Below are 22,262 nucleotides of genomic sequence, written 5' to 3' on the forward strand. Positions count from 1 at the left end.
GGGCGCATGGTGCGCATCGGCGGCCATGTAGGACGACACCTCGATCACCGCCGGCACGCCCGGCGGGGGATTTGACGCCTCCGCCCAGATCGCCAGGCCGATGTTGCCGCCCATCAGGTGCTCGATACCGAGGAGGTCGAGCAGCGAATCGAGCAGCGCGGTGACCGTCGACTTCCCCTTGGTGCCGGTGATCGCCACGATGGGACGGGCGGCCCCGTGGGTGCCGATCCACAGATCGACCGCCGTCGTAAAAACGGCGCCGGCATCCTCCAAACGGGTGCACACCTCACCCCGGCGCGGATACCCCGGCGCGCGGAGGACGATCAACGGTGCGCCGGCCTCGCGCCCGGCATCGATCGCATTTTCGGCCGCGATCAGCACGATGTCGAGCGCGCCCATGCGGTCCCGGTCGGCGACGCTCGCAGCACCGGGATCGTCGACCGCAGCCAGCACGCGCCCCGGTCCGGCGGCCAGAACGGCATCGAGAGCGGCCAGGTTGTCGATCCCCAGCCCGAGGACCAGGACGGTTGCCCCGGCCAGGTCGTCCAACCGCACGGGCTCAGCCCGCCGAGCGCTGGGTTGGTTCCGGGACCAGCCGTTCGAGCATCCAGCCCAGGTAGGGCTCCGGCACCCGATGATCGGCGCTGGGCACCATCAGGGCGGCCAGCGAGCTGTGGTGGCCGCCCGCGTAGGCGGTGGCGCTCGCGCCGGTGAGGCGAACGACCGCCGCATCCGCCCAGGCATCGCGACCGGCCAGTTCGGCCATGGCCGCCGCGGACTCCACCATCTCGCCGACGCACTCGTAGGGCTTCGATACCTCGTCCCACAGCTCCCGGTAGCCCTCGGCCTGGTCCGGGTCGTGCAGCGGCCGCCCGCCGAAGATCTCCTCGAAGCGTTCCGGGGACAGGTGCGGGGCCATCATCAGCGTCGTGAAGCGGCACTTTGGGCAGTTCAAACACCACGTGCCCTCTGCGCGCTGGGCGGTCGGCCGCCAGATGGTGAACGCCTCGTTGCACGAGAGGAACGCGCCGAGCTGAGCCTCGTCGGTGACCAAACCCGAGGCGATCGCCACCTCTGTGAACGGCCGCAGGATCGAGAACGTTCGCAGCCGACCCCCGCTGACCGCATCGAGCGCCCCCTGGGTGAGGTCTTCCGCAATGAGCGACTTGGCCCACTGGTGGTTGACCGCCTGCCCGCCGACCCAGCGGGTGGGCTCCGATGCCGACCGCTCGTTGCCGAGCACGACGTCGGTGCAGCCATGCGCCCGGGCAGCCAACGCCGAGATCGCCGTGACGACCGCCGTGACCGGGATGTGCCCGTTCAGGGCGCCCCGCTCGTTCCAGTCCCGCAGGGCGGGGTCGAGGCGGCGGGCAGCGGTGTGCAGGGTGAGGCCAGCCGCGGCCGCCACCCGGCGTGGCGCTTCGGTGGCGTTGATCGTGAAGGCGACGGCGCGATCGCCCAGCACCGACAACACGAGCGCCGAGTCCTTACCGCCACCGACCGGGACCAACGCACCGGCGGCCGCCAGCCCGTCCGATGCCGATGTGGGCCGCTCGTCGGGTGTGACCCGCGTAGGAGCCCGGCTGGCGTCGATCTCGAGCTCCCACCGCTGATCGAGCGGCACCGGCAGGTCGTTGCGGGCCGCGAACTCTCGCATGCCGTGGTCGTAGAGCTCTCGGACGAACATCGCCTCGGCAGCGGTGATCGGGCCGATCATCACGGCGATGGTCGTCGGCGCTGCCACCTTGTAGTAGCTGGTGCCCGCCGCCAACGCGACCAGCCGGGCGAGCCCGGCGAGGAGTGCCTCGTCATCATCGCCGCTGTCGCCGTCAGCGGCGTGCCCCCCGAGCGATTCGAGGCTGGCCGGGGCGAAGAACTCAACGACCTCGGAGAAGGCGGCCACCTCGTCGGCGCCCGCCAGAAGCCGGTAGCGGAGGGTCAGCCGGTACCGGCTCGTCGATACCTCGTCCGTCCCAGATACGCCCGCGGAGTCGTTCCCGGCCCCGGGGGCCGAGGCCTCGATCACCAGCTCCGGTTCGAGGATCTCGAAGCGATCCACCCCGACCAGGTCGGGGCAGCGGGCAGCGAGCAGCTGCTGGGGGGTGGTGGTCACGGCCGACCAGCTTGCCACCCTCAGGCCTCGGCGTCGTCGTCGACCAGCATGCGTCGACGCAGCAGGTCGAGCACTGAGATGCACGAGAACTCCCGGATCTGTTGGCGCCCACCCGGCAGGCCGAGCGTGGTCGACGCCTCGCCGCCGGGCCACACTGCGGCCAGACACACCGTGCCCGCCCGTTGGCCCTCCAGCTCCTCGGGTCCGGCCACGCCGGTGGTGGCCAGCCCGACGTCGGCCCCCAGCGAGGAGCGGGCGCCGCGCGCCATCGCCAGGGCGGCCTCCTCGGTCACCACCGGGCCATCGGGCACGCCGAGTAGCTGTTGCTTCACCTCGGGGTGATATGCGATGACGCCGCCACGGAACACCGCCGAGGCACCGGGCACCGACGCCAGCCGAGATCCGAGCAGGCCGCCGGTGAGCGATTCGGCGACCGCCAGCGTGTGGCCGCGTGCCTCGAGCGCCGCCAACACCGCCGACTCCATGTTGTCGCCGTCGCGACCAAACACCAGCGGCCCCAGGAGGGCGCGCAGGTGGTCGGCCTCCTCATCGACGATCTCCGTGGCGGCGGCTGCATCGGCCGCCTTGGCGGTGATCCGCACCTTCAGCCCCTCGAAACCGGAGGCGAGAAAGGCCAGCGTCGGGTTGCCGACCTCGTCGAGTTCGGCCATGCGCGGCGCCAACATCTCGGAGAGACCGGATTCGGACTCGCCCCAGGTGCGCAGGGTGCGGCTGGCGATCGCCGCTGGGTCGCCGCTGCGGCGGGACAGGTCGCCGAGCACGAACCCGGTGAGCATCTCCTTCATCTCCCACGGCACGCCCGGGACGGCGTACACGACGCCGTGCTGGGTGGGCAGCACCAGCCCGGGGGCGGTGCCGGGCATCACCGGAATGAACTCAGCCGACGCCGGCTTGCGCGCCTGGTTGAGGTTGTTCATCGGCATGCGACGACCGCGGGAGCCGAACATCTCGATGATGCGCTCGACCATGGTGTCGTCCTCGTCGAGCGGCTCCTCGACGAGGACGCCGAGCGCTTCCCGCGTGAGGTCGTCCTGGGTGGGGCCCAACCCGCCGCACACGATCACTGCGTCGGAGCGGTCCAGTGCGCGGCGCAACGTGTCGACGAGGCGATCGAGGTTGTCGCCCACCTTGGTCTGAAAGAACGAATCGAGCCCGACGAGGGCCAGCTGCTCGCCGATCCAGCTGGAGTTAGTATCGACGATCTGACCCAACAACAGCTCGGTGCCGACCGCGACCACTTCAACGTTCATCTCGGCAACCTACTCAAACGGGAACCATCTCAGCACGAGCGCTGTGGGCCCGAATGAGCCAGTGCGAGCCTCGGGTCTCACCGAAGGTCTAACCGGGAGGAGGAGGCGGTGGCGCGCCACCCTGACCACCGGGCACGGGCGGCGGGCCCGGGGGCGGTGGAGGTGGGCCGCCGGGAGCGGTGGGCGCGTTACCGAACGGCGGCGGCTGCCCACCGGGGGGAGGCGGCGCCTGGCCGCCCAGAGGTGGCACCTGGCCGCCTGGAGGCGGCGGCGCCTGCCCGGGGAACGAACCGCCTTGCCCGGGTGCGGGCGCCTGTCCGCCACCCGTCGGATCCCAGCCCGCCGGAGCCTGTGGCTGTGCTGTCCAGCCCTGCTGGCCGGGCGGTGGCTGATATCCGCCAGGACCCATGGGACCCGGGCCGTGGCGCTTCGTCCAGCTCGACCGGCGGAACAGGGCGATGATCACGAAGACGAGCCCGATGAAGAACAGCCCAAACCCTCCGAAAATCGAGCCGACAATCAAGCCGATCCCGGTCGCCAGCGCCGAGAACGACACCTCGATGACCGAGAAGGTCTCCCCTGGCGTACCGTCGCAGTCGACCGCGAAGTCCCGTCCGCTGGATGTGTCGAACCAACCGACCAGGTTGAAGCTCTGCCCCTCGACATCGGTCGACTGGCTGGTGCTGCCCGACGTGTTGAAGGTGACGTCACCACCGTTGACCGTGCAGTTGACGTACGAGCCCGTCGACCACACGGTGAACTGGCTACCAGAGCCGGCGACGGTCTCCGCGCCGGGCAGCGCCACGCTGTCGCTGGAGGTGATTTCGTTCGCAACGCCCGAGATCCTGGTGATCCCGAGGACGAGGGCCGTAATGCCTCCGATCGTCGCGATCACCATGATCACGATGCCCCCGATGAGCATCTTCTTCGGTTTGGTATCTCCGGCCACGGCGCCCCCGTTCGATCGGCGTAGAGGACCAACCTAACGGACGGTCGGGCCCGCTCAGGTCTTTGTTGCTTCCCCCGTGCTGGAGGTCGCTCTACTCCCGGCGAGCACGTACTGCACTGCGGTCACCCAGGCGATCAGTACGCTGGCCCACAGCCAACTGTCGGACAGCCATCGCCAATCGGTGAAGGTCGGCCAGGTCGTCCAGCCGACCGCACCGAGCTGGATGAAGGTCTTCCACTTGGCCAGCGAGGAGGCCGGCACCGACAACCCGCGTCGTCCCCAGTAGGTCCGAAAAGCCGAGATACCCACCTCGCGGGCGACGGTGAGGATGACCGCCGCCCATGGGAAGCGCCCGATGACGGCGAGGGTAATGAAACCGCCCAACACCAGCACCTTGTCGGCAAGGGGGTCGAGGAAGGCACCGGAACGGGTCGAGCCTTGCTTGCGAGCGAGATAGCCATCGAACATGTCGGTGGCCGACAGCACGAACCACAGGGCCAGCAACGCCCAGGTGCCAACACCATCGTTGGTCAGCATCATGGCGAAGGCCACCGGGGCGGCGGCGATGCGGCCCAGCGTGACCAGGTTGGCGGGGGTCAGCAGCGCCGACGGACCGAAACCACCCGGCCGTTCGGTCGATGGCTGATCACCCGGGGCGCTCCCCACTCGATCGCTCGACGGCTGGTCGCTCGACGGCTGGTCACTCAGCGACATGATCACTCAGCAGCATGGTCACTCAGCGGGAGGGCCTCCAGGTCGGGCCCTTCGGCATCGACGATCCGGACCATGGCCATCGACCCGACCGGAAGGTGAGCCGGTACCGAGATGATCCCGTCGATCTCGGGTGCCTCACCGGTGCTGCGGCCCACCCCAGGGGCATCGATCAGGACCTCGACGGTGCTCCCCACCCGGTCCAGGCGCCGCTGGGCGGTGATCGCCTCGGCCAGCTCTGCCGCCTCGGCATGACGCTCCGCCACCAGCTCGGGAGCCACCTGATCGGGCAGGGAGTCGGCATAGGTGCCGTCCTCCCGGGAGAACTTGAACAGCCCGCACCAGTCGACCTGGGCGGCCTCGATGAAGGCCAGCAGGTCGTCGTGGTCCTCCTCGGTCTCCCCGGGATAGCCGATCAGAAAGTTGGAGCGAAACACCGCGGCCGGCTCGGCCGAGCGAATACGCTCGATCCGTTCGAGGAAGGCATCGCCGTCGCCCCAGCGGCGCATGCGGCGCAGCACCGGACGCGAGGTGTGTTGCAGCGACAGGTCGAAGTAGGGCACGCCGGTCGCCAGCACGGTCTCGATGAGGGCCTCGGTCAGGTCCGAGGGGTAGAGATACAACAATCGGACCCAATCGACCCGTTCGGCGACCGCCTGCACCAGCGGGATGATCGCCCGCTCCCCCACCCCCTGGTCCCGGCCGTAGGCGGCCAGGTCCTGGGCGACGAGGACGATCTCTCGAGCGCTGTTGGCGTTGTGGCCGAGCGCCTCGACCTCGTCACTCCCGCCACGGGCCGCTCTTGGGTTGGACCCGACAAGACCAGCGACCTCCGCAACAATCGACTCGATCGTGCGGGACCGTTGCGGCCCGCGGAAGCTCGGGATGGCACAGAACCCGCAGGCCCGGTCGCAGCCCTCGGCGATCTTGACGTAGGCCCACGGTGAGCTCGACGGTGGGCGTGGCAGCTCGAGCAGGTCCATGTCGGGCACGACCGCACCGTTGCTCGTGCCGCCCAGACGAGAGGGGCCGAGGGTGACGGCGACGGTGGCCGAACCGTTCGAACCTACCGACCCGGCGCCCTGAGCATCCCCGGCGAGCGGGTCGGAGAATCGCCCCAACAGGTCGGCCCCGAAGGGGGCCACCCGATCGATTTCGGGGATCGCCTCGGCCAGCTCGGCACCCGCCCGCTCGGCCAGGCAACCGGTGACGACCAGCTCGGCCCCCTCGGCCCGGTCCTCGGACAGGCCGAGCACCGCTTCGATCGATTCGGCCCGGGCATCCTCGATGAACGCGCAGGTGTTGACCACGACCAGCTCGGCCTCGCCCGGTCCGGGCGCGGCCTCGTAGCCGGCGGCGAGGAGGGTGCCCTCCAGCTTGTCCGAATCCACCTGGTTTTTCGGACAGCCCAGGGTTTCCAACCAGTAGCGCTTCGACATGAGGCCAACAGCGTAGATCGCCCGCCGTCCCCAACCGTTTCGCTGCCCAGGCGCCCCTCGGGGGCCGTCTTCGGACGGCGCCGGCCGACAGTGCCCTAAAACTGGCCTGCGTTGATCAGCTCGTCGAGTTCCTCGGGCGTCATGTTCACCGTGCGGGCCTTCGAGCCTTCCGACGCGCCGACGATCCCGCGCTCCTCGAGCAGGTCCATCAGGCGACCCGCCCGGGCGAAGCCCACGCGCAGCTTGCGCTGAAGCATTGAGGTCGAACCGAGCTGCGAACGAACGACCAGCTCCCAGGCCTGCTTCAGCAGTTCGTCGTCGTCGTTGGGATCGGCGGCGGAGGCGGTTACCGGATCCTCGGCCCCCGGTCGGTCGGTCTCATCGGCGACGCCCTCGGTGTAGCGCTCCTCGACCACCGGGGCCTGCTCGCGCCAGTGGCCGACGATGTCGCGCACCTCGCTCTCCTCCACCCAGGCGCCCTGGATGCGCTGGGCGACGGACGCGGCCGGGCCGAGCAACAACATGTCGCCCCGTCCGACCAGGCGCTCGGCGCCGACCTGATCGAGCACCACCTTCGAGTCGGTTGACGACGCCACGGCAAAGGCCATGCGGGCGGGCACGTTGGCCTTGATCACGCCGGTGATCACGTTGACCGATGGGCGCTGGGTGGCGATCACCAGGTGGATGCCGACGGCGCGGGCCATCTGGGCGAGACGGCAGATCGAGTTTTCGACGTCCCGCGGGGCGACGAGCATCAGGTCGGACAGCTCGTCGACAACGACGAGGATGTAGCGCATCCGCTCCCACTCGCGCTCCTCGCCCAGTGGCGAGTCGAGGCGGCCGGCGTCGTAGTTGGCGTTGTAGCCGCCGATGTCTCGCACGCCCGCCTCCTGGAGCAGGTCGTAGCGCTTCTCCATCTCCCGCACGGCCCAGTCGAGGGCGTTGGCGGCCTTCTTCGGGTCGGTCACCACGCTGGTGAGCAGGTGCGGGATGCGGTCGTACTGGGTGAGCTCAACCCGCTTGGGGTCGATCAGGATCAGTCCGACCTGGTCGGGGGTGACCCGCATCATGATCGACGTGAGGATCGAGTTGAGGCAGCTCGACTTGCCCGCACCGGTCTGGCCGGCGATCAGCACGTGGGGCATCGTCGCCAGGTCGACCATGACCGACCGGCCGTTGATGTCACGCCCGACGCCGACCTCGAGCGGCGCCCGAGCCTTGGCCGCCTCCGCGGAGGTGAGGATGTCGCCCAGCGCCACGACGTCGCGGTCGTCGTTGGGCACCTCGACCCCGATCGCCTGGCGGCCCGGGATCGGGGCGATGATCCGCACATCTGACGAGGCGAGTGCGTAGGCGATGTCGCGGTTGAGGTTGGTGACCTTGGCCACCTTGACGCCCACGCCGAGCTCGAGTTCGTAGCGCGTGACCGTCGGGCCGACCACCATGCCGACCAGGCGGGTCTCCACCCCGTGCTCGGCCAGGGCCGCCTCGAGGCGCTGACCCCGTTCGGCCACCGCCTCCTCGTCGACCTCCCGAGTGTCGCTGCGGCTGAGCAGGTCGATGCGGGGCAACACCCACGAGGACCCGGCGGCCGGGTCGAGGTCCATCTCCAGCTGCTCGGGATCGACCGAGTCGTCAAAGGGGACGACCACCTTGGGCGACCGGGGCGGTGTCACCTGGGCTTTGGTCGAGGTGGACGGCGGCGGACCGGTCGGCGGCAGGTCGGGCGGCGTCTCGAGATGGCCGGTGGCCGGGTCGTTGTCCTGGTCGAAGAAGCGCCCCCGATGCCCACCGGGCCCGTCCATCACGCCGGTCGGCGCATCCGGGTCGACCTCCTCCTCGGTGGCCGGTCCATCGAGGATCGCCTCGCGGGGCCCCAGGCGGAAGAGTGCTCCTGCGCCGTCGCCCATCAGGCGTCCCACCGGTGCCAGGGCAACCCGGGTATCGCCGGCGAGCGTGCGCATGCGGCGGCCGGTCAGCAACGACACGGCGAAGAACAACACCACCGGCATCAGCGCCAGGGCGCCCCAGCGGCCCAACAGGGTGCTGAGCGGGTTGGCCACCAACCAGCCGAACAGCCCACCGGCGTTGTCGTTGGCCACCCCGACGCCCACCTCGCCCATTGGCGGCGGGTCGACGATCAGGTGGGTGGCGCCGGTCAGGCTGGCGAAGGCCAGCAGTGCGCCAACCAACCGACGGCGAGTGCTGGCCGCCGACTCGGCGTCGATCTCGTTGGGGCGGGCGATCAGCCACACGCCCAGCGCGACGGCGAGGACCGGGACCACGTAGGCAAACAGGCCTGCCACGTCGATGACGACGTTGCGAAAAAGGCGGCCAAGCGCACCGCCGAAGCCCCCGTAGATGCCGAGCCCGCAGATGATCGCCGCACCGATCAGCAAGGTGCCGGCGACGTCGTCCCCGTAGCCCTCGAAGGCCTCGCTCAGCCAGCCGGAGCGCGCATTGGCACCGGGCTTCTTGGTGTTGCGGGTACTGGAACGGCCAGAGGACTTGGGCGCGGACCGGCCGCGGCTGGTCGCCGTCGATCGCCCCGCGCGTCCCGCCACCGAAGAGGAGCGGGTACCCGAGGACCCAGCGCTGCTGGACCGATTGGATGATTTCTTCGTAGCCACGTCGCCATCCAAGGTAGTTGCGACCGGTGACGATCTGGCGCACCCTCGACCCGGATGGGCCAGGCTTGGGCATGGCCCGCCTGCTCGTGATCCACCACACACCGTCGCCGGACACCCACGCGATGCTCCACTCGGTGTGCGACGGGGCGACCGCTGCGGCCGACGAACTCGGAGGCGACCTCGAGGTCGTTCTCCGCCCGGCCCTGGCGGCGGTCGTGCCCGACGTGCTCGACGCTGACGGCTACCTGCTGGGCACCCCGGCCAACTTCGGTTACATGTCGGGGGCGCTGAAGCACTTCTTCGACACGGTGTACTACCCGTGCCTCGACGCCACCCGAGGTCGCCCCTGGGGGCTGTGGGTGCACGGCAACAACGAGGTCGACGGCGCCGCCCTCGCCGTCCAACGCATCGTCACCGGCCTCGGCTGGTCGGCGGTCAGGCCACCGGTGCTCGTCGTCGGGTCGCCGACGGTCGACGCCTCCGAGCGGCTGTGGGAGCTCGGCGCGGTCACCACCGCAGCGGTGCTGGAGTCCTGCTCCTAACCTCGTGGACCAGAGAAGCATGGGGGCAGACGAGATGACCGAGATCCACGGAACCTGCGACGACGAGTTCGAGCCAGTGCAGGCGGCGATGGCCGCCAACTTCGACAGCGGGCAGGAGCTCGGCGCCTCGGTGTGCGTCACCCTGGGTGGGAACCCGGTCGTCGACCTGTGGGCGGGCGACGCCGACGAAAACGGCCGCCCGTGGCAGGCCGACACGATCGTCAACGTCTACTCGACGACCAAGACGATGGCCGCCACCGTCATGTTGATGCTGGCCGACCGGGGCGAGATCGACTTCACCGCGCCGGTGGCCACCTAGGCCCGAGTTCGCCGCCCACCACAAGGAAGGCGTGCTCGTCAGCCACGTGATGGCCCACAACGCCGGCCTGTCGGGCTTCGACCCGGCCATCGCTCCCGAGGACCTCTACGACGAGGAGGCGGTCGAGCACCACCTGGCAGCGCAGACCCCCTGGTGGGAGCCGGGAACCCATCCGGGGTATCACGCCATCTCCCAGGGCAACCTGGAGGCGGGCATCGTCCGACGGGTCACCGGCCGCTCGATCGGCACGTTCTTTCGCGAGGAGGTGGCCGAACCGCTCGGCGCCGACTTCCACATCGGTCTGCCCGCCTCGGAGGACCACCGCGTGGGCGACCTGGTTCCCTCCGGCGCCGGGCTGGACGGGACCGACACCGCCATCGACTCGATCGCCGCTCGCACGCTGCTGAGTTGCCCGCTCGATGCCACCGAGACCCGGACCCGGGCCTGGCGAGGCGCCGAGATCCCGGCCGCCGGCGGCACCGGCAACGCCCGCTCGATCGCCCGGGTCCACTCGGCGCTGGCCTGCGGTAGCGAAGTGGACGGGGTGCGGCTGATGTCGCCGGGGGGAGTCGAGCGCATTTTCGAGCCTCAGAGCGAAGACGTCGACCTGGTGCTGGGCATGAAGATGAAGCTGGGCATGGGCTTCGGCCTGATGAACGAGTCGATCCCGCTCAGCCCCAACCCCCGAACCTGCTTCTGGGGTGGCTGGGGCGGCTCGATCGCTCTGATCGACGTCGATGCCCAGCTGACGGTCAGGTACGCGATGAACAAGATGGCATCCGGCCTCGTCGGCGACCTGCGCGGCGCCATGATCGTCATGTCCGCCTACCAGGCCCTCGCACAGCTGTAACCGTCGACACCATCACCGCTCAGAGCGATGTGCGAAACCCTCCCGGGTGGGTTGCGCATGCTCCTCGGTACCAAACCCTCCGGTGAGGGTTTCGCATGAGGGTCACTCCGGCCCAGCTTGGAACCGTGCGATGAGGTCGGCGATCTCCGTCGCGTGGGTGTCCTCCTGCATCGAGTGTTCGCCGCCCTCGATCACGACCAGGCTGGCGTCGGGCATCTTGTGTTCGAGGTACCGACCCGAGCCGAGGTATTCCGGGCGATCGGCGCCCCCGACCAGCACCAGCGTCGGCGTCTCGATCCCGGCGAGCCGGTCCATGACCACCGAGTCGTGTTGCAGGTTGAGGTTGGCCACCCGTTCGGGCACGCCGAAGCGATGGGCGTTGCGGCGCGACCGCTCGTTCCAGGCCTCCCGCTTCTCGGGGTCCCGAAAGCCGGGGCCGGTGTTGAGCACGACGATGCCTGTGGTCGCTCCCGGCCGGGTCGCCGCATGCGCGAGCGCCATGTAACCGCCCAGCGAGTGTCCGACGAGCAGAGCGCGCTCGTCGAGGGTGGACAGCACATCGTCGAGGTCGGCGAGTGCCGCATCCCTCGAGAACTCCTCAGGATCATCCGGGCACGCCGACCCGCCGTGGCCGAGCAGGTCGACCGCCACCGTGAGGTGCCGGTCCGAGAGCGTCTCAGCGACTGCGTTCCAGGTGGTCGCCGAGGCGCCGAGACCGTGGAGGAACACGATGGGCGGGCCGGAACCCCGGCTGATCACGTTGAGGCGCACCGGGTGACGGTAGCCAACAGGCCGTCGTCGAGGCGTTCATCGCCCGACCCCGTGCCAGTGCCAGTGCCAGTGCCAGACCCGGATACCTCAGAGCGGGTCAGGCCTCAAGGACCACCGGCACGATCATCGGCCGGCGGCGTGTGCGCTGGTTGACGAACGACCCGACGGCCTTGCGGGCCGCCTTGGCCACCTGATCGGCGTTACCGCCGCCCGAGAGCGAGTCGTTGATCGCCTTGGCGGCGCGCTTGCAGCCCTCGGCAAGCAGGTCGGCCGACTCGACCTCCTGCACCCATCCGCGGGTGCTCAGCTCGGGGCCGGCCACGATCTCGCGTCGGTCGAGATCGACCATCACGACGATGTTGACCACGCCCTCCTCGCCGAGCACCTGACGGTCGCGCAGCACCGACGAGCCGATCTCTCCCACCGTCTTGCCGTCGACATAGATGTACTCGGCCGGGACCCGGTCACCCCTGGTCAGGCCGTCGTCATCGAGCACCAACGTGTCGCCGTCCTCGCACACGAGGATGCGATCCGTCGGCGTGCCCATCTGCTCGGCGATCTTGGCGTGGTGGGTCATGTGGGTGAACTCACCGTGCACGGGCACGAACCAGTCGGCATGGGTGAGCGACTGCAACAACTTCAGCTCTTCACGCTTGGCGTGGCCGGTGGCGTGCACGTCCTCGATGCCCGAGTGCACCACCTCGACCCCCTGGCGGGTCAGCTTGTCGATCACCTTGTTGACCGCATGCTCGTTGCCGGGGATGGGGTGCGACGACAGGATCACCACGTCCTCCTCGCCCACGTTGAGCCAGCGGCTCTCGCGGGTGGCCATCAGCGTGAGGGCCGACATCGCCTCACCCTGCGAGCCCGTGGAGATGACGATCACTTCGCCAGGTTCGTACTTGCTGATCTCCTCGATGTCGATCAACGCGTCGTCGGGAATGTGCAGCACGCCCATCTCGCGTGCCATGGCCACGTTTCGCTTCATCGACCGGCCGAGGGTTGCCACCTTGCGGTCGTACTCGATCGCCGCATCGGCAATCTGCTGCACCCGGTGGATGTGGGAGGCAAAGCAGGCGGTGACGATGCGCCGGCCCCGATAGCGGTGCATCAGGTCGTACAGCACCTTGCCCACCTCGGTCTCCGAGACCGAATAGCCCGCCGAGCCGGCATTGGTCGAGTCGGCGAGCAGCAGGCGGATGCCCGGATCGGTGGCGATGGCGCCGATGCCGGACAGGTCGCTGAGGCGACCGTCAACCGGGGTGAGGTCGATCTTGAAGTCACCGGAGTGCAACACCGTGCCTTGGCCGGTGGTAATCGCCGTGGCCACCGCTTGGGGCACCGAGTGGGTCATCGCAAAAAACTGACACGAGAACGGCCCGATCTGATGGGTCTCGCCGTCGCGCACCTCGTTGAACTCGGTGCGCCCCAGCAGGCCGTTCTCCTCGATGCGCGGGTAGGCCAGCCCCAGGGTCACCTCGGTGCCATAGAGCGGGAAGGACACGTCGGGCAGCAGGTAGCTGAGCCCTCCAACGTGGTCCTCGTGGCCGTGCGTCAACACGCAGCCGACGATCTTGTCGGCCCGTTCGTGCACCCACGAGAAGTCGGGCAGCACGATGTCGACGCCCAGCATGTCGTGGTCGGGGAACATGAGGCCGCAGTCGAGCAGCAGGATCTGGTCCTCGTACTCGAACGCCGCGCAGTTGCGTCCGATCTCTCCCAGGCCGCCCAGGAACGTGATTTTCAGTGGTGATGCCATGTGGGTGGCACCCTACGTGCCCGGTGGACCAACACGCGCAACACCGGGCACTCAGCGGTCGTGCCCGTCGAGTTCCGCTCGGCTACCTCAGGCCGGCCAACACGTCACGGGCACGGTCCTCGAGGCCTTCCGGGGCCGCCCCCACCGGTGGACGGCACTGGCCCACCGACAGCCCGAGCACCCGCATCATCGCCTTGGTCGGGATCGGGTTCGGGGTTTGATCGCCGCCCTCAAAAGCGAACGATGGCAACATCCTGGCGTTCTGGCGTCGGGCCTCGGGCAGGTCGCCAGCCTCGATGGCATCGAAGAACGCCTGGAACTGCTGGCCGACCCAGTGGCTGGCCACCGAGATGACGCCGACACCGCCGACCGCGATGATCGGCAGGGTCATCGCGTCTTCGCCCGAGTAGATCTCGAACCCCTCGGGAGCGGCGGCTGCGACGACGGCGGTGACGGTCGGCGTATTGGCCGCATCCTTCACCGCAACGATGTTGTCCACCTCGCGCGCCAGCGTCAGCAGTGTTTCGGGCTCGATGCGACGGCCGGTGCGCACGGGGATGTCGTAGAGCACGACGTCGAGGTGGGTGGAGTTGGCCACCCGGGCAAAGTGGTCGGCCAGACCGGCCTGAGAGGGCCGCGAGTAGTACGGGGTGACGATGAGCACGCCCTGGATGCCCGTGTCGGACACCCGCTTGGTCAGCTCGATCGTCTTGGCGGTGTCGTTGGTGCCGGTGCCCACCAGGATGGGCACGTCGACCGACTCGCGCACCCGTCGGGTGAGCGCCACCACCTCGGCCTCGGACAGCACCGGGCCTTCGCCCGTGGTGCCGGCGAGGACCAACCCCTCGGAACCGTTTTCGGTCAGCCATTGGGCCAGCCGGGCGGCCGCATCGAGATCGAGCCCACCGCGTTCGTCGAACGGGGTCACCATGGCGGTGATTACCCTGCCGAACCTCGCCATGTCGCCTCCTTGTCGATCACGGCACGGTCGCCGGGATGCACTGTGTCTCGTCGGACCCACATCGTGCCACGGGGCGACCCCATCACCGTAGGAGATACCGGGGCCCGGTCAGTCGATCCCATCGTTGCGACGACGCCCAAGGGTGGCGAGCAGGTTCTCGTGCAGCTCGAACCACACGGTGTGATAGCTGTCGACGCCGGGCCGGACGAACCAGTCACCCTCGCCGGAGCGCACCCGTGCCAGCGCCGAGCTCAACCGCGGCCGGTACCCCGCCAGCCTGGGTAGGGGTGACTCCAACTCGGCGAGCAGTCCCTCCGCCCGCCGGTGCAGTGCTTCCAGCTCTGCGATCACCGCTGCGTCGTGATCCTCGTCAGCGTGGTCGTTGGGCACGTCGACACCACCCACGGTCCGCACCTGCCAGGCCGATGCGACCCGCAGCACCTCCGGGTTAAGCACCAAAAACCGCCGGTAGAGCACGTCGGTGCGGGCGCGCGCTCCGGTGACATCCAGTTCCTGGGCCAAACGCCGCTCGCCCTCGGCACGGCCATGACCGGTGAGCATCCAGCCAGGAAAGCGGCCGGGCCGATATCTGGCCCACCCCGTCTCGTCGAGGTGGGCCAGCACACGGTCGATGTCCGGCTGAGGCCATCCCGACCGCTCGGCAACATCGGGCGCGTCGGCGACGGCCAACAACCGCAGGGCGAGCAGAGCGCCCGTGATCGGGTCGGGGGCCGGCCCCACAGCCAGAGCGGCCGGTCAGGCCTTGGCGGCGGCGGCCGCATCGTCGGCGGCGATCTGCTCGAGCGAGAAGTTCTCGTACTCGTTGCCGGTGTCGACCAGGTCCTCGAACTGGATCACGCCGAGCTCCTCGTAGCGGCGGCGCAGCCAGGAGTCGTTGCGGTCCAACAGGCCGAGCTTCTTGGCGTTGGGCACGATCTTGGAGAAGAGCATCATCTGAAACAGATCCCGCTCGGGGACGGCCATCGTGGCCTGGATGGCCTCCTTGACGTTCATGCCCATGCGCTCCCACACCTCCTGTTGGAGGAAGCGGTCGCGCATGCGGACGCCGGCTTCGAAGGCGAACTGTTGGCGCTCGAAGATCTCGGCGTCGGTCAGCTCGGCGTAGTACTCCCGCAGCGACAGCACACCGAAGGCCACGTGGCGGGCCTCGTCGCTCATCACGTAGCGCAGCAGCTTCTTCAGCAGCGGCTCGGTGGTCATCTGCTGCATGAAGCCGAACGCGGCCAGCGCCAGCCCCTCGACCATGATCTGCATGCCCAGGTAGGTCATGTCCCAGCGGGTGTCGCTGACGATGTCGTCAAGCAGCATCTTCAGGTGGGCGTTGACCGGGTACTCACCGCCCCACTTGTCCTGGAGGTACTTGGCGAACACCTCGACGTGGCGGGCCTCGTCCATGACCTGGGTGGAGGCGTAGTACTTGGCGTCGATCCACGGCACGGTCTCGACGATCTTGGCGGTGCACACCAGGGCGCCCTGCTCGCCGTGGAGGAACTGCGACAGGGTCCAGACGTTGGACTCGATGGCGAAGCGCCCAAAGTCGGCGTCGCTCAGGTTGGTGAAGGGGCCGCCGAGCGCCCGCATCTGATCCGGGGTGGAGGCGACGCCGGCGTTGGCGATCGCGTTTTCGGCAACCACCTTCTCCGGGTCGACCTCGGTTTCCCAGGGCAGGTCGGTCTCGCCGTTCCACTGGGCGTTCTTGGCCTTCTCGTACAGCTTGTTCAGCGCCGGGCGCTCACCCTTGTCGTAGTTCCACGTGTAGATCGTCTCCGCGTGGTTCTGTACGTGGTGAACCACCTCGTCGCGGTCGGTGTTGGTGACCGCCAGGATCGACTCGAGGTCGTCGATCTCGTCCCGGCCGATCATCGAGCGGTTGTCCGCCGACATCGGGTCGGTCGTGGGCATGGTGTCGGTCATTGCGCCTCCAGTTGGTGATTGGCTTGATTGGTCGATGTCATTTGTTCGGAACTGTGGTGTTCGAGATGGCGGGCCCGCCCGAACTCGCTCGGGCGCTCGGGGAAAAGCCCCGGCAGGAGATATCGGGAGGCGAGATGAGCGACGATGTTGGGATCCTCGACCGCCAGCCCGCCGGGCAACTCGGGCTGCAGCGCCCGGGCGACCACCAGCCGTGCGCCCCATTCACCGATCGTGCGAGCCCGATCGGGATCACACAGGTGACTCAGAGCCGGCGCCGCCACCTCGCCAAGCCTGACGTAGACGTGCGAGGCACGATCCATCAGCACCTCGGGCAACAGCAGCTCACGTTCGTGCTCCAACAGCCGTGACAGCACGGGGCGCCGCCACATCGCCTGGATCGCTCCGGACACACCCAGCGCCACCGCCCGGACCAGGTCGTCGGTTCGGGCCACCTCGCCCAAAACTTCGGCGACGACGTCGCCCGCTTCGCGTTCGACCACGGCCCGCAACCACTGGTCGCGCCCTCCCGGGAACCGGCGGTACAGCGTCGCTCGGGAACAGCCGGCCTCCTCGGCCACATCCCCGGCGGTGGTCTTGGCCACCCCCCACCGAGCGATGCAGACGGCCGCAGCATCGAGCAGCGGCGCCACATCGCCGTGCTGGGGCTGGGCCGCCCTCGCCAGCCACGACAGGGCGGCAGGCAGCTCCAAGGTGACCGGCTTGTCGTCGAGCGCACCGGGGATGCGGATGTCGGTGAGCGAGATCATGGTGGGCGCGCCCAAGGTGCCGCCGGAACGGCTAGTGCTTTGGTCGATCACCTGCATCGCTTGAAACACTAAGACACGATGTGTCTCAGCGCATCAGCGGCTGGCGTGTCGTTCGTCACGCCCTGTGTCGGCGGGCATCACGTTCGGCAGAGTGACCGACGCCACGATTCCGCCGAGCATCTGGGTGCGGACCAGGTGGGCCACCCGCGCCTCGTCGGTGAAATCGATCGATGCCGGGCTGCCCAGGTAGCTCAGGATCAAGGTGGCCAGGTAGCGCGAGGCCTCGTCGCGATCGACCCCCGGGGCCAGGTCCCCCGAGAAGCGATCCAACAGATCGGCCAGATAGGCCGACAGCAGGGTGAACACAGCGGGCTCGAGTTCGTCGAGGAAGGGGGCGAACTCCTCCGCCTCCTGGTGCACCAGGCGTTGCAGCAGCGCATGGTTCTCGGTTCGGAGCACGCCGTCGATCAGGCCGCGGGTGAGGCGGCCCTCCAGCGTCGTCTCCCCCGCCACAGCGTTGGCCAGGTTGCGCCAGAACTCGGCCACTTCGGCGGCCAGTGCAGTGCGCAGCAGCTCGTCACGACCGTTTGGAAAAACCCGATAGAGGGTGGCGCGTGACAGCCCGGCCTCACGGGCAACCGCCTCCAGGCCCAAGTCGTTCATGGCGACGTCATCCAGACATCGGACGGCGGCCTGCGCGAGGCGCCGCTTCGGGTGGTCCTCGGCCAGCCCGAACAACGGGTCCAGGCGGGCCGTCGGACGACCGTGGCCATCCGGGTCCTCAGCGACGAACGGGTGCGCCGCGATGGCCGGCCCCTCAGCCCTGCGTGGACGGTTGGACGCGCCGGGGTGACGCCGACGAGGGATAGGCCGCCGATGTCGTTGCGTCGGTGGGCCGTGCCGGACCCCCGCCGGGCGTTCCGCCTCCAGTGCCGCCCCCACCGGGCCCCCCGCCGCCGTCCCCGGTGCCATCGTCATCGCGAGCGAGATCTCGCTCCTCGTACTGGCGCGCTTGGCGCCGCAGCATGAACGGGTACCCGATGGCGAAGATCAGGGCAAACACAAACCACTGTCCGGCGTAGCCCAGATGCGGACCCAGGTCCGGCTCCGGCCGAGGCACCGGGGCCAGCTGATCGCCCGCCGTCGCCGGCTGCTGCTCGATCGCCACGACCGCCACCGGGTCGAGGGGCACGCTCACCTGTTCACCCAGCCGTGCCAGGTCGAGCCGGTTGAACCGCTCCAACTGGCCGGGCCGATCGTCGGTCCCCCCGAACGCGCCGCGCTCAGCGGTGGTCTGCACCCAACCGGTCACGGTCACCGGTCCCTTGGGCGGGGCCACCGCAGCGACCGGAACGCCTTCCTCGCCGAGGGCAAGCTGAACGAAGCCACGCAGGACCGCCACCGATTCGGTGGACGAAATCTCCAACGGGGTGACCACCCAATAGCCGGCCTGGCCGTCCTGGGTGCGGTTGGCGACCAGCACCTCCTCGTCGGCCAGGTAGGTGCCGGTGGCGGTCACCGTCCGGTAATGCAGCGCTTCGGGCTCGTCGGTACCCTTGTCGGGATCGACCAAGGTGTCGACCGGCACCGCAGGCTGCGCGGCGCTCAGCTCGATGGCGTCGGCAATGTCCTGCTTCTCGTGCAGCCGATCGAGCTGCCAAAACCCCAACCTGACCATGAGCAGGACGGCGGCGATCAGCAGTACGTGGGTGGCGATCCACCACGGTCGGAGGAGAAACCGGTATCGCTCGGGCACTCGCCCAGGCTACCCGGCCCGATCTCCCCCGCCGCCGCGCAATCACGCTGCAGCTTTGACGCCGCCTGCGACCCGACGGCGAGTTCCCACAAGGTGAGACCCGCCGTCGGGACGGTCGCCGGTCGCCGACCTCAGGCGTCCTCGACGCCCGGCAGCACGTAGTCGGCGAACTGGTCGCGCAGCGTCTTCTTCGAGAACTTACCAACGGAGGTCTTGGGCACCTCGTCGATAAAGACCACGTCGTCGGGGATCCACCACTTGGCCACACGGCCGTCGAGGAACTCGAGGATGTCCTCCCTGGTCGCCTCGGCGCCATCGCGCAACACGACGCAGGCCAGCGGTCGCTCCGCCCACTTCGGATGGCTCACCGCGATCACCGCGGCCTCGGCCACCGCCGGATGCGCCATGATCTCGTTCTCGAGCTCGACCGAGCTGATCCACTCGCCGCCGGTCTTGATGACGTCCTTGGTGCGGTCGACCAACTTCATATAACCCTCGGGCAACATGACGGCAACGTCTCCGGTGCGGCACCAGCCGTCCTCGGTCATCGCTGCGTCTGAGCGGTCGTCGTTGTAGTAGCCGTTGGTGATCCACGGCCCGGCCGCCTGCAGCTCGCCCTGGGTCTCGCCGTCCCAAGGCACCTTGTTCCCGTCGGGGTCGACCACCCGCAGCTCGACGCCCAGCACTGGCAGGCCCTGGGAGGCACGCAGCTCGTCCAGCTTCTCCTGCGAAGAATCCTCCAGGGTGGAGATCACCTTGGCCACCGAGCCGACCGGCGAGGTCTCGGTCATCCCCCAGGCCTGAAGGATCGGCAGGCCTGTGACCTCTTCGAAGCGCTTCGATAGCGAGGTCGGCACGGCCGAACCGCCGCACGGCACCACCCGCAGCGACGAGGTGTCGCGGCCCTCGAGCTCCTCGACGACACCCATCCAGATGGTGGGCACGCCGGCTGCGAGGGTCACCCGCTCCTCCTCGATCAGGCGGGCGAGCGTCGGCGCCGACAGGTCGGGACCGGGGTTGACCAGCTTGGCACCGGAGGCCACCGCGGCGTGGGCCAGACCCCAGGCGTTGGCGTGGAACATCGGGACGACGGGCAGGATGACGTCGGCCTCGGTCACGCCGATCGTGTCGGCCAGCATGGCGGCCATCGTGTGCAGGAAGGTCGACCGGTGGGTGTAGGTGACGCCCTTGGGGTTGCCGGTGGTGCCCGACGTGTAACACATCGACGCTGCTGCCAACTCGTCGTTGCAGCGGAACTCGGTCCATTCGGCTGCGGCGAGCAGTTGCTCGTAGTCATGCACTTCGAGCCCATCGTCGAAGCTGGGGATCTCGCTCGGGGCGCCATCGTCCATGACGACGAGGTGCTTCACCGTGGGCAACTCGCCGATACGGGGCACGAGCAGGCCCAGCAGGCTGCGATCGACGAAGATCACCTCGTCCTCGGCATGGTTGACGATGTAGGTCAGCTGCTCGGGGAAGAGCCGCAGGTTGAGGGTGTGCAGCACTCGACCGCTGCACGGCGCCGCGAAGTACAGCTCGAGGTGCCGGGCGGAGTTCCAGGCAAACGTGCCGACGCGCCCGTCTTTGGAGATGCCCAGGTTGTCGAACACGCCGGCCAGGCGATGGGTGCGCTCGGCCCACTCGCCGTAGGTGGTCCGTTCCAGGCCGGCGGCGGTGTTGGTCACGATTCCCCGGTCGGGAAAGTAGGTCTCGACCCGGTTGACAAAGTGGTCCAGGGTCAGTGGACGGTCCTGCATCGTGCCGAGCATCGGCGCTCCCCCATGGCTGAAACGACGGCGTGTTCCGTCGTCGATTTCACCCTAGCGCCGAGGTGTTGATGAGCTGGTCACACCGGCTCGCGGCCGCCTGGATGCCCGCCGCTCGAGCCTTGCAAGGGAGGGAAGCCACTGAACATGTTCCGAGTTTTGCGTCGCAATACAAAGCGAGCACCCAGCTTGTCGGGCCGAATCCGAGCTCATCGGTCCGCTCGCAGCCTCGGCCGCACCTCGAAGCACCTCTCTTCATAGACGGGTCCCCCCTTGCGAATTGGACGAACAACGCTCACACTCCTGAGACGGATTCTACGCAAACAAGGAGCACCCATGGGTCTGCGCCGATCGAACGAACGCACTCCGGGCGATAAGACCGAACAGGGTGTAACCACCGTGGCATACCTGCTGATCTTCGTCATGCTTATTTGCAGCATCGCCCTGGCCTTGAGTGTCCCATCGGAAAGCAGCGTAAGTGGGCTCGGGGCAGGCCTGACGGTATTCGCGTTATCCGGCGCTGCGGCAGCAGTGGGGGCCGGCCTCGGGTTCCTCTTCGGTTTGCCGCGCCTTCGAGATACTCCGGTAGGGGGCGAATCAGCCCTCGCAACCGATCCATCAACGAATGCGCCGAGGGGCGCTCACTATCTCACGAACTCAAATTTGATCAAAGTCTCCGACTGGCTCACCACGATCATCATCGGACTTGGTTTGGTGAACTTGGCCAAGGTCGGACCGGCCCTAGGGGATCTCAGCAACACACTTAAGAAATGTCTTGGAGGTGCCTGCTACGCAGGAATAGTTGGTGTGTCAGTCATCACGATCACACTAGTCACTTCGATAATTCTCTGTTATCTCTGGACCAGTTTGCGCGTGCGGGAATTGATGGAAGAGTCCGAGAACTTTCTGGACGGCGGAACACCGCTACTAATCAACCAAACCGTCGGGCAAGCCAAGGCTACCCTCGGAGCGACACCCTTGAAGCTGGAGGTCGACGGCGGTTCGAACGACGACATCATCGTTGGGCAACAACCAGCCGCCGGTGCGCCAGCACGCGTCGGTGGGAGCGTGTCTGTGAAGACAACGCGGAAGCAGAAGTAGAAGACGGCGTCTCTGCCGCCAGCGAGGCAATCGCCCCGCTGGCGGACACTGTTGCGTGGGCCCCATTGGGTGGTCCAAGGGTCTCTGTGGGTTGGGGTTGTTGGTCCAGTGTCAAGCTAAGCGGGCTCGCCAACCCATGCTTCGCACGCCGCTTCGGGACGTTCGGGCTCAGACCTCGCGCTCGCGTCGCCGGACTCGGCCGCCTTGCCGCCTTGCTTGCTCGCCCGGGTCAGCCTTCGCCTGGAAGTACCGCCATTTGGAGGCGCTCGCGCTGGCCCAGTTCGGATCACGCACCGACACCGCCCAGGTAACGAGGTGGCGGCTCCTGGCGAGCAGTGGATCGGCGAGCAGCGTGGCGAGTGGAGGGGTGCCATGCACTGACGAACGGCGAAGCAACGATTAGCGCGTCGCCGCTCGGCCGTCGAGCGTCGTGCCTGGGGCGAGGCCCCCGGGGACACGACACCCCGGTGAGAAATCCCCTTGCCATTCGGGGGAGACAACGCGCACACTGGTCATCCGCTCGACCTCGCCCAGCGCGAACGATCGAGCGGCGGTGATCCAAAACTCGGGGGGGGTTCTCGGCACCGCACCGTGGCTCTCGGCAGAGTTGTGCTGAGCAAAA

17 protein-coding genes and 2 pseudogenes are annotated in these 22,262 nt (G+C 68.4%); 3 read left to right on the forward strand and 16 right to left on the reverse strand.

From position 1 onward, the window contains the following. The 7 genes and pseudogenes from PKD89_RS16270 to PKD89_RS16300 all read right to left on the reverse strand — a co-directional run. Positions 1-555: pseudogene (locus PKD89_RS16270) on the reverse strand (hypothetical protein); the annotation flags it as partial. A gap of 4 nt (positions 556-559) precedes the next feature. After that, positions 560-2,113 carry a hypothetical protein gene (locus PKD89_RS16275; protein ID WP_289010819.1) on the reverse strand — a complete coding sequence of 518 codons (1,554 nt, stop codon included), beginning with the start codon at positions 2,111-2,113 and terminating at the stop codon, positions 560-562. A 20-nt stretch (positions 2,114-2,133) separates the two neighbouring features. After that, positions 2,134-3,384: a competence/damage-inducible protein A gene (locus tag PKD89_RS16280; protein WP_287375204.1), complete on the reverse strand. Its 1,251-nt coding sequence runs from the start codon at positions 3,382-3,384 to the stop codon at positions 2,134-2,136. Positions 3,385-3,472: 88 nt separating this feature from the next. Further along, positions 3,473-4,333: a hypothetical protein gene (locus tag PKD89_RS16285; RefSeq protein ID WP_289010818.1), complete on the reverse strand. Its 861-nt coding sequence runs from the start codon at positions 4,331-4,333 to the stop codon at positions 3,473-3,475. 54 nt (positions 4,334-4,387) lie between these two features. After that, a complete protein-coding gene (locus tag PKD89_RS16290; RefSeq protein ID WP_287375210.1) occupies positions 4,388-5,047 on the reverse strand; it encodes a CDP-alcohol phosphatidyltransferase family protein in 660 nt (219 codons plus the stop codon). Positions 5,048-5,049: 2 nt separating this feature from the next. Continuing rightward, complete coding sequence (locus PKD89_RS16295) at positions 5,050-6,483, reverse strand: MiaB/RimO family radical SAM methylthiotransferase (RefSeq protein WP_287375213.1); 1,434 nt, start codon at positions 6,481-6,483, stop codon at positions 5,050-5,052. 95 nt (positions 6,484-6,578) lie between these two features. After that, a complete protein-coding gene (locus PKD89_RS16300) occupies positions 6,579-9,047 on the reverse strand; it encodes an FtsK/SpoIIIE family DNA translocase (RefSeq protein WP_289010817.1) in 2,469 nt (822 codons plus the stop codon). Between the two features lie 137 nt (positions 9,048-9,184). On the opposite strand from PKD89_RS16300, the gene PKD89_RS16305 reads away from it, so the two are divergent. Both PKD89_RS16305 and PKD89_RS16310 read left to right on the forward strand, forming a co-directional pair. Next, positions 9,185-9,655, forward strand: a complete 471-nt coding sequence (locus tag PKD89_RS16305; RefSeq protein ID WP_349257372.1) for a flavodoxin family protein — start codon at positions 9,185-9,187, stop codon at positions 9,653-9,655. A gap of 88 nt (positions 9,656-9,743) precedes the next feature. Continuing rightward, positions 9,744-10,824: pseudogene (locus PKD89_RS16310) on the forward strand (serine hydrolase domain-containing protein). A gap of 102 nt (positions 10,825-10,926) precedes the next feature. On the opposite strand, the gene PKD89_RS16315 reads toward PKD89_RS16310, so the two are convergent. The 9 genes from PKD89_RS16315 to PKD89_RS16355 form a co-directional block, all read right to left on the reverse strand. Further along, positions 10,927-11,595 (reverse strand): alpha/beta fold hydrolase, encoded by a 669-nt coding sequence (locus PKD89_RS16315; RefSeq protein ID WP_289010816.1) that lies wholly within the window; start codon positions 11,593-11,595, stop codon positions 10,927-10,929. Between the two features lie 97 nt (positions 11,596-11,692). Further along, positions 11,693-13,354, reverse strand: a complete 1,662-nt coding sequence (locus PKD89_RS16320) for a ribonuclease J (protein WP_287375229.1) — start codon at positions 13,352-13,354, stop codon at positions 11,693-11,695. An 82-nt stretch (positions 13,355-13,436) separates the two neighbouring features. Then, the gene (dapA, locus tag PKD89_RS16325; RefSeq protein ID WP_287375232.1) at positions 13,437-14,315 is read right to left on the reverse strand and encodes a 4-hydroxy-tetrahydrodipicolinate synthase; all 879 of its coding nucleotides are present in this window, start codon (positions 14,313-14,315) and stop codon (positions 13,437-13,439) included. 108 nt (positions 14,316-14,423) lie between these two features. Further along, positions 14,424-15,056, reverse strand: coding sequence for a hypothetical protein (locus PKD89_RS16330; protein WP_289010815.1), 633 nt, complete (start codon positions 15,054-15,056; stop codon positions 14,424-14,426). A 15-nt stretch (positions 15,057-15,071) separates the two neighbouring features. Then, positions 15,072-16,250 carry a ferritin-like domain-containing protein gene (locus tag PKD89_RS16335; protein ID WP_287393424.1) on the reverse strand — a complete coding sequence of 393 codons (1,179 nt, stop codon included), beginning with the start codon at positions 16,248-16,250 and terminating at the stop codon, positions 15,072-15,074. Next, the gene (locus PKD89_RS16340) at positions 16,247-17,074 is read right to left on the reverse strand and encodes a TetR/AcrR family transcriptional regulator (RefSeq protein ID WP_287375241.1); all 828 of its coding nucleotides are present in this window, start codon (positions 17,072-17,074) and stop codon (positions 16,247-16,249) included. The genes PKD89_RS16335 and PKD89_RS16340 overlap by 4 nt, the downstream gene beginning before the upstream one ends. 36 nt (positions 17,075-17,110) lie before the next feature. Further along, positions 17,111-17,755: a TetR/AcrR family transcriptional regulator gene (locus PKD89_RS16345; RefSeq protein ID WP_287375244.1), complete on the reverse strand. Its 645-nt coding sequence runs from the start codon at positions 17,753-17,755 to the stop codon at positions 17,111-17,113. Positions 17,756-17,834: 79 nt separating this feature from the next. Next, positions 17,835-18,773, reverse strand: coding sequence for an SURF1 family protein (locus tag PKD89_RS16350; RefSeq protein WP_287375247.1), 939 nt, complete (start codon positions 18,771-18,773; stop codon positions 17,835-17,837). 131 nt (positions 18,774-18,904) lie between these two features. Continuing rightward, complete coding sequence (locus PKD89_RS16355; RefSeq protein ID WP_349257371.1) at positions 18,905-20,542, reverse strand: long-chain fatty acid--CoA ligase; 1,638 nt, start codon at positions 20,540-20,542, stop codon at positions 18,905-18,907. A gap of 396 nt (positions 20,543-20,938) precedes the next feature. Here PKD89_RS16355 and PKD89_RS16360 point away from each other — a divergent pair, with 396 nt between their 5' ends. Beyond that, entirely contained in the window at positions 20,939-21,640 is a 702-nt protein-coding gene (locus PKD89_RS16360) for a PASTA domain-containing protein (RefSeq protein ID WP_289011687.1), read from the forward strand. Positions 21,641-22,262 lie beyond the last annotated feature (622 nt).

The organism is Candidatus Neomicrothrix sp. (assembly GCF_035329545.1).
Taxonomy (GTDB): Bacteria; Actinomycetota; Acidimicrobiia; order Acidimicrobiales; family Microtrichaceae; genus Microthrix; species Microthrix subdominans.

Coding starts and splice junctions, on each gene's coding strand:
- PKD89_RS16280 (WP_287375204.1), bottom strand. CDS start 3,384: ATGAACGTTGAAGTGGTCGCGGTCGGCACCGAGCTGTTGTTGGGTCAG.
- PKD89_RS16290 (WP_287375210.1), bottom strand. CDS start 5,047: ATGTCGCTGAGTGACCAGCCGTCGAGCGACCAGCCGTCGAGCGATCGA.
- PKD89_RS16295 (WP_287375213.1), bottom strand. CDS start 6,483: ATGTCGAAGCGCTACTGGTTGGAAACCCTGGGCTGTCCGAAAAACCAG.
- PKD89_RS16305 (WP_349257372.1), top strand. CDS start 9,185: ATGGCCCGCCTGCTCGTGATCCACCACACACCGTCGCCGGACACCCAC.
- PKD89_RS16320 (WP_287375229.1), bottom strand. CDS start 13,354: ATGGCATCACCACTGAAAATCACGTTCCTGGGCGGCCTGGGAGAGATC.
- dapA (WP_287375232.1), bottom strand. CDS start 14,315: ATGGCGAGGTTCGGCAGGGTAATCACCGCCATGGTGACCCCGTTCGAC.
- PKD89_RS16335 (WP_287393424.1), bottom strand. CDS start 16,250: ATGACCGACACCATGCCCACGACCGACCCGATGTCGGCGGACAACCGC.
- PKD89_RS16340 (WP_287375241.1), bottom strand. CDS start 17,074: ATGCAGGTGATCGACCAAAGCACTAGCCGTTCCGGCGGCACCTTGGGC.
- PKD89_RS16355 (WP_349257371.1), bottom strand. CDS start 20,542: ATGCTCGGCACGATGCAGGACCGTCCACTGACCCTGGACCACTTTGTC.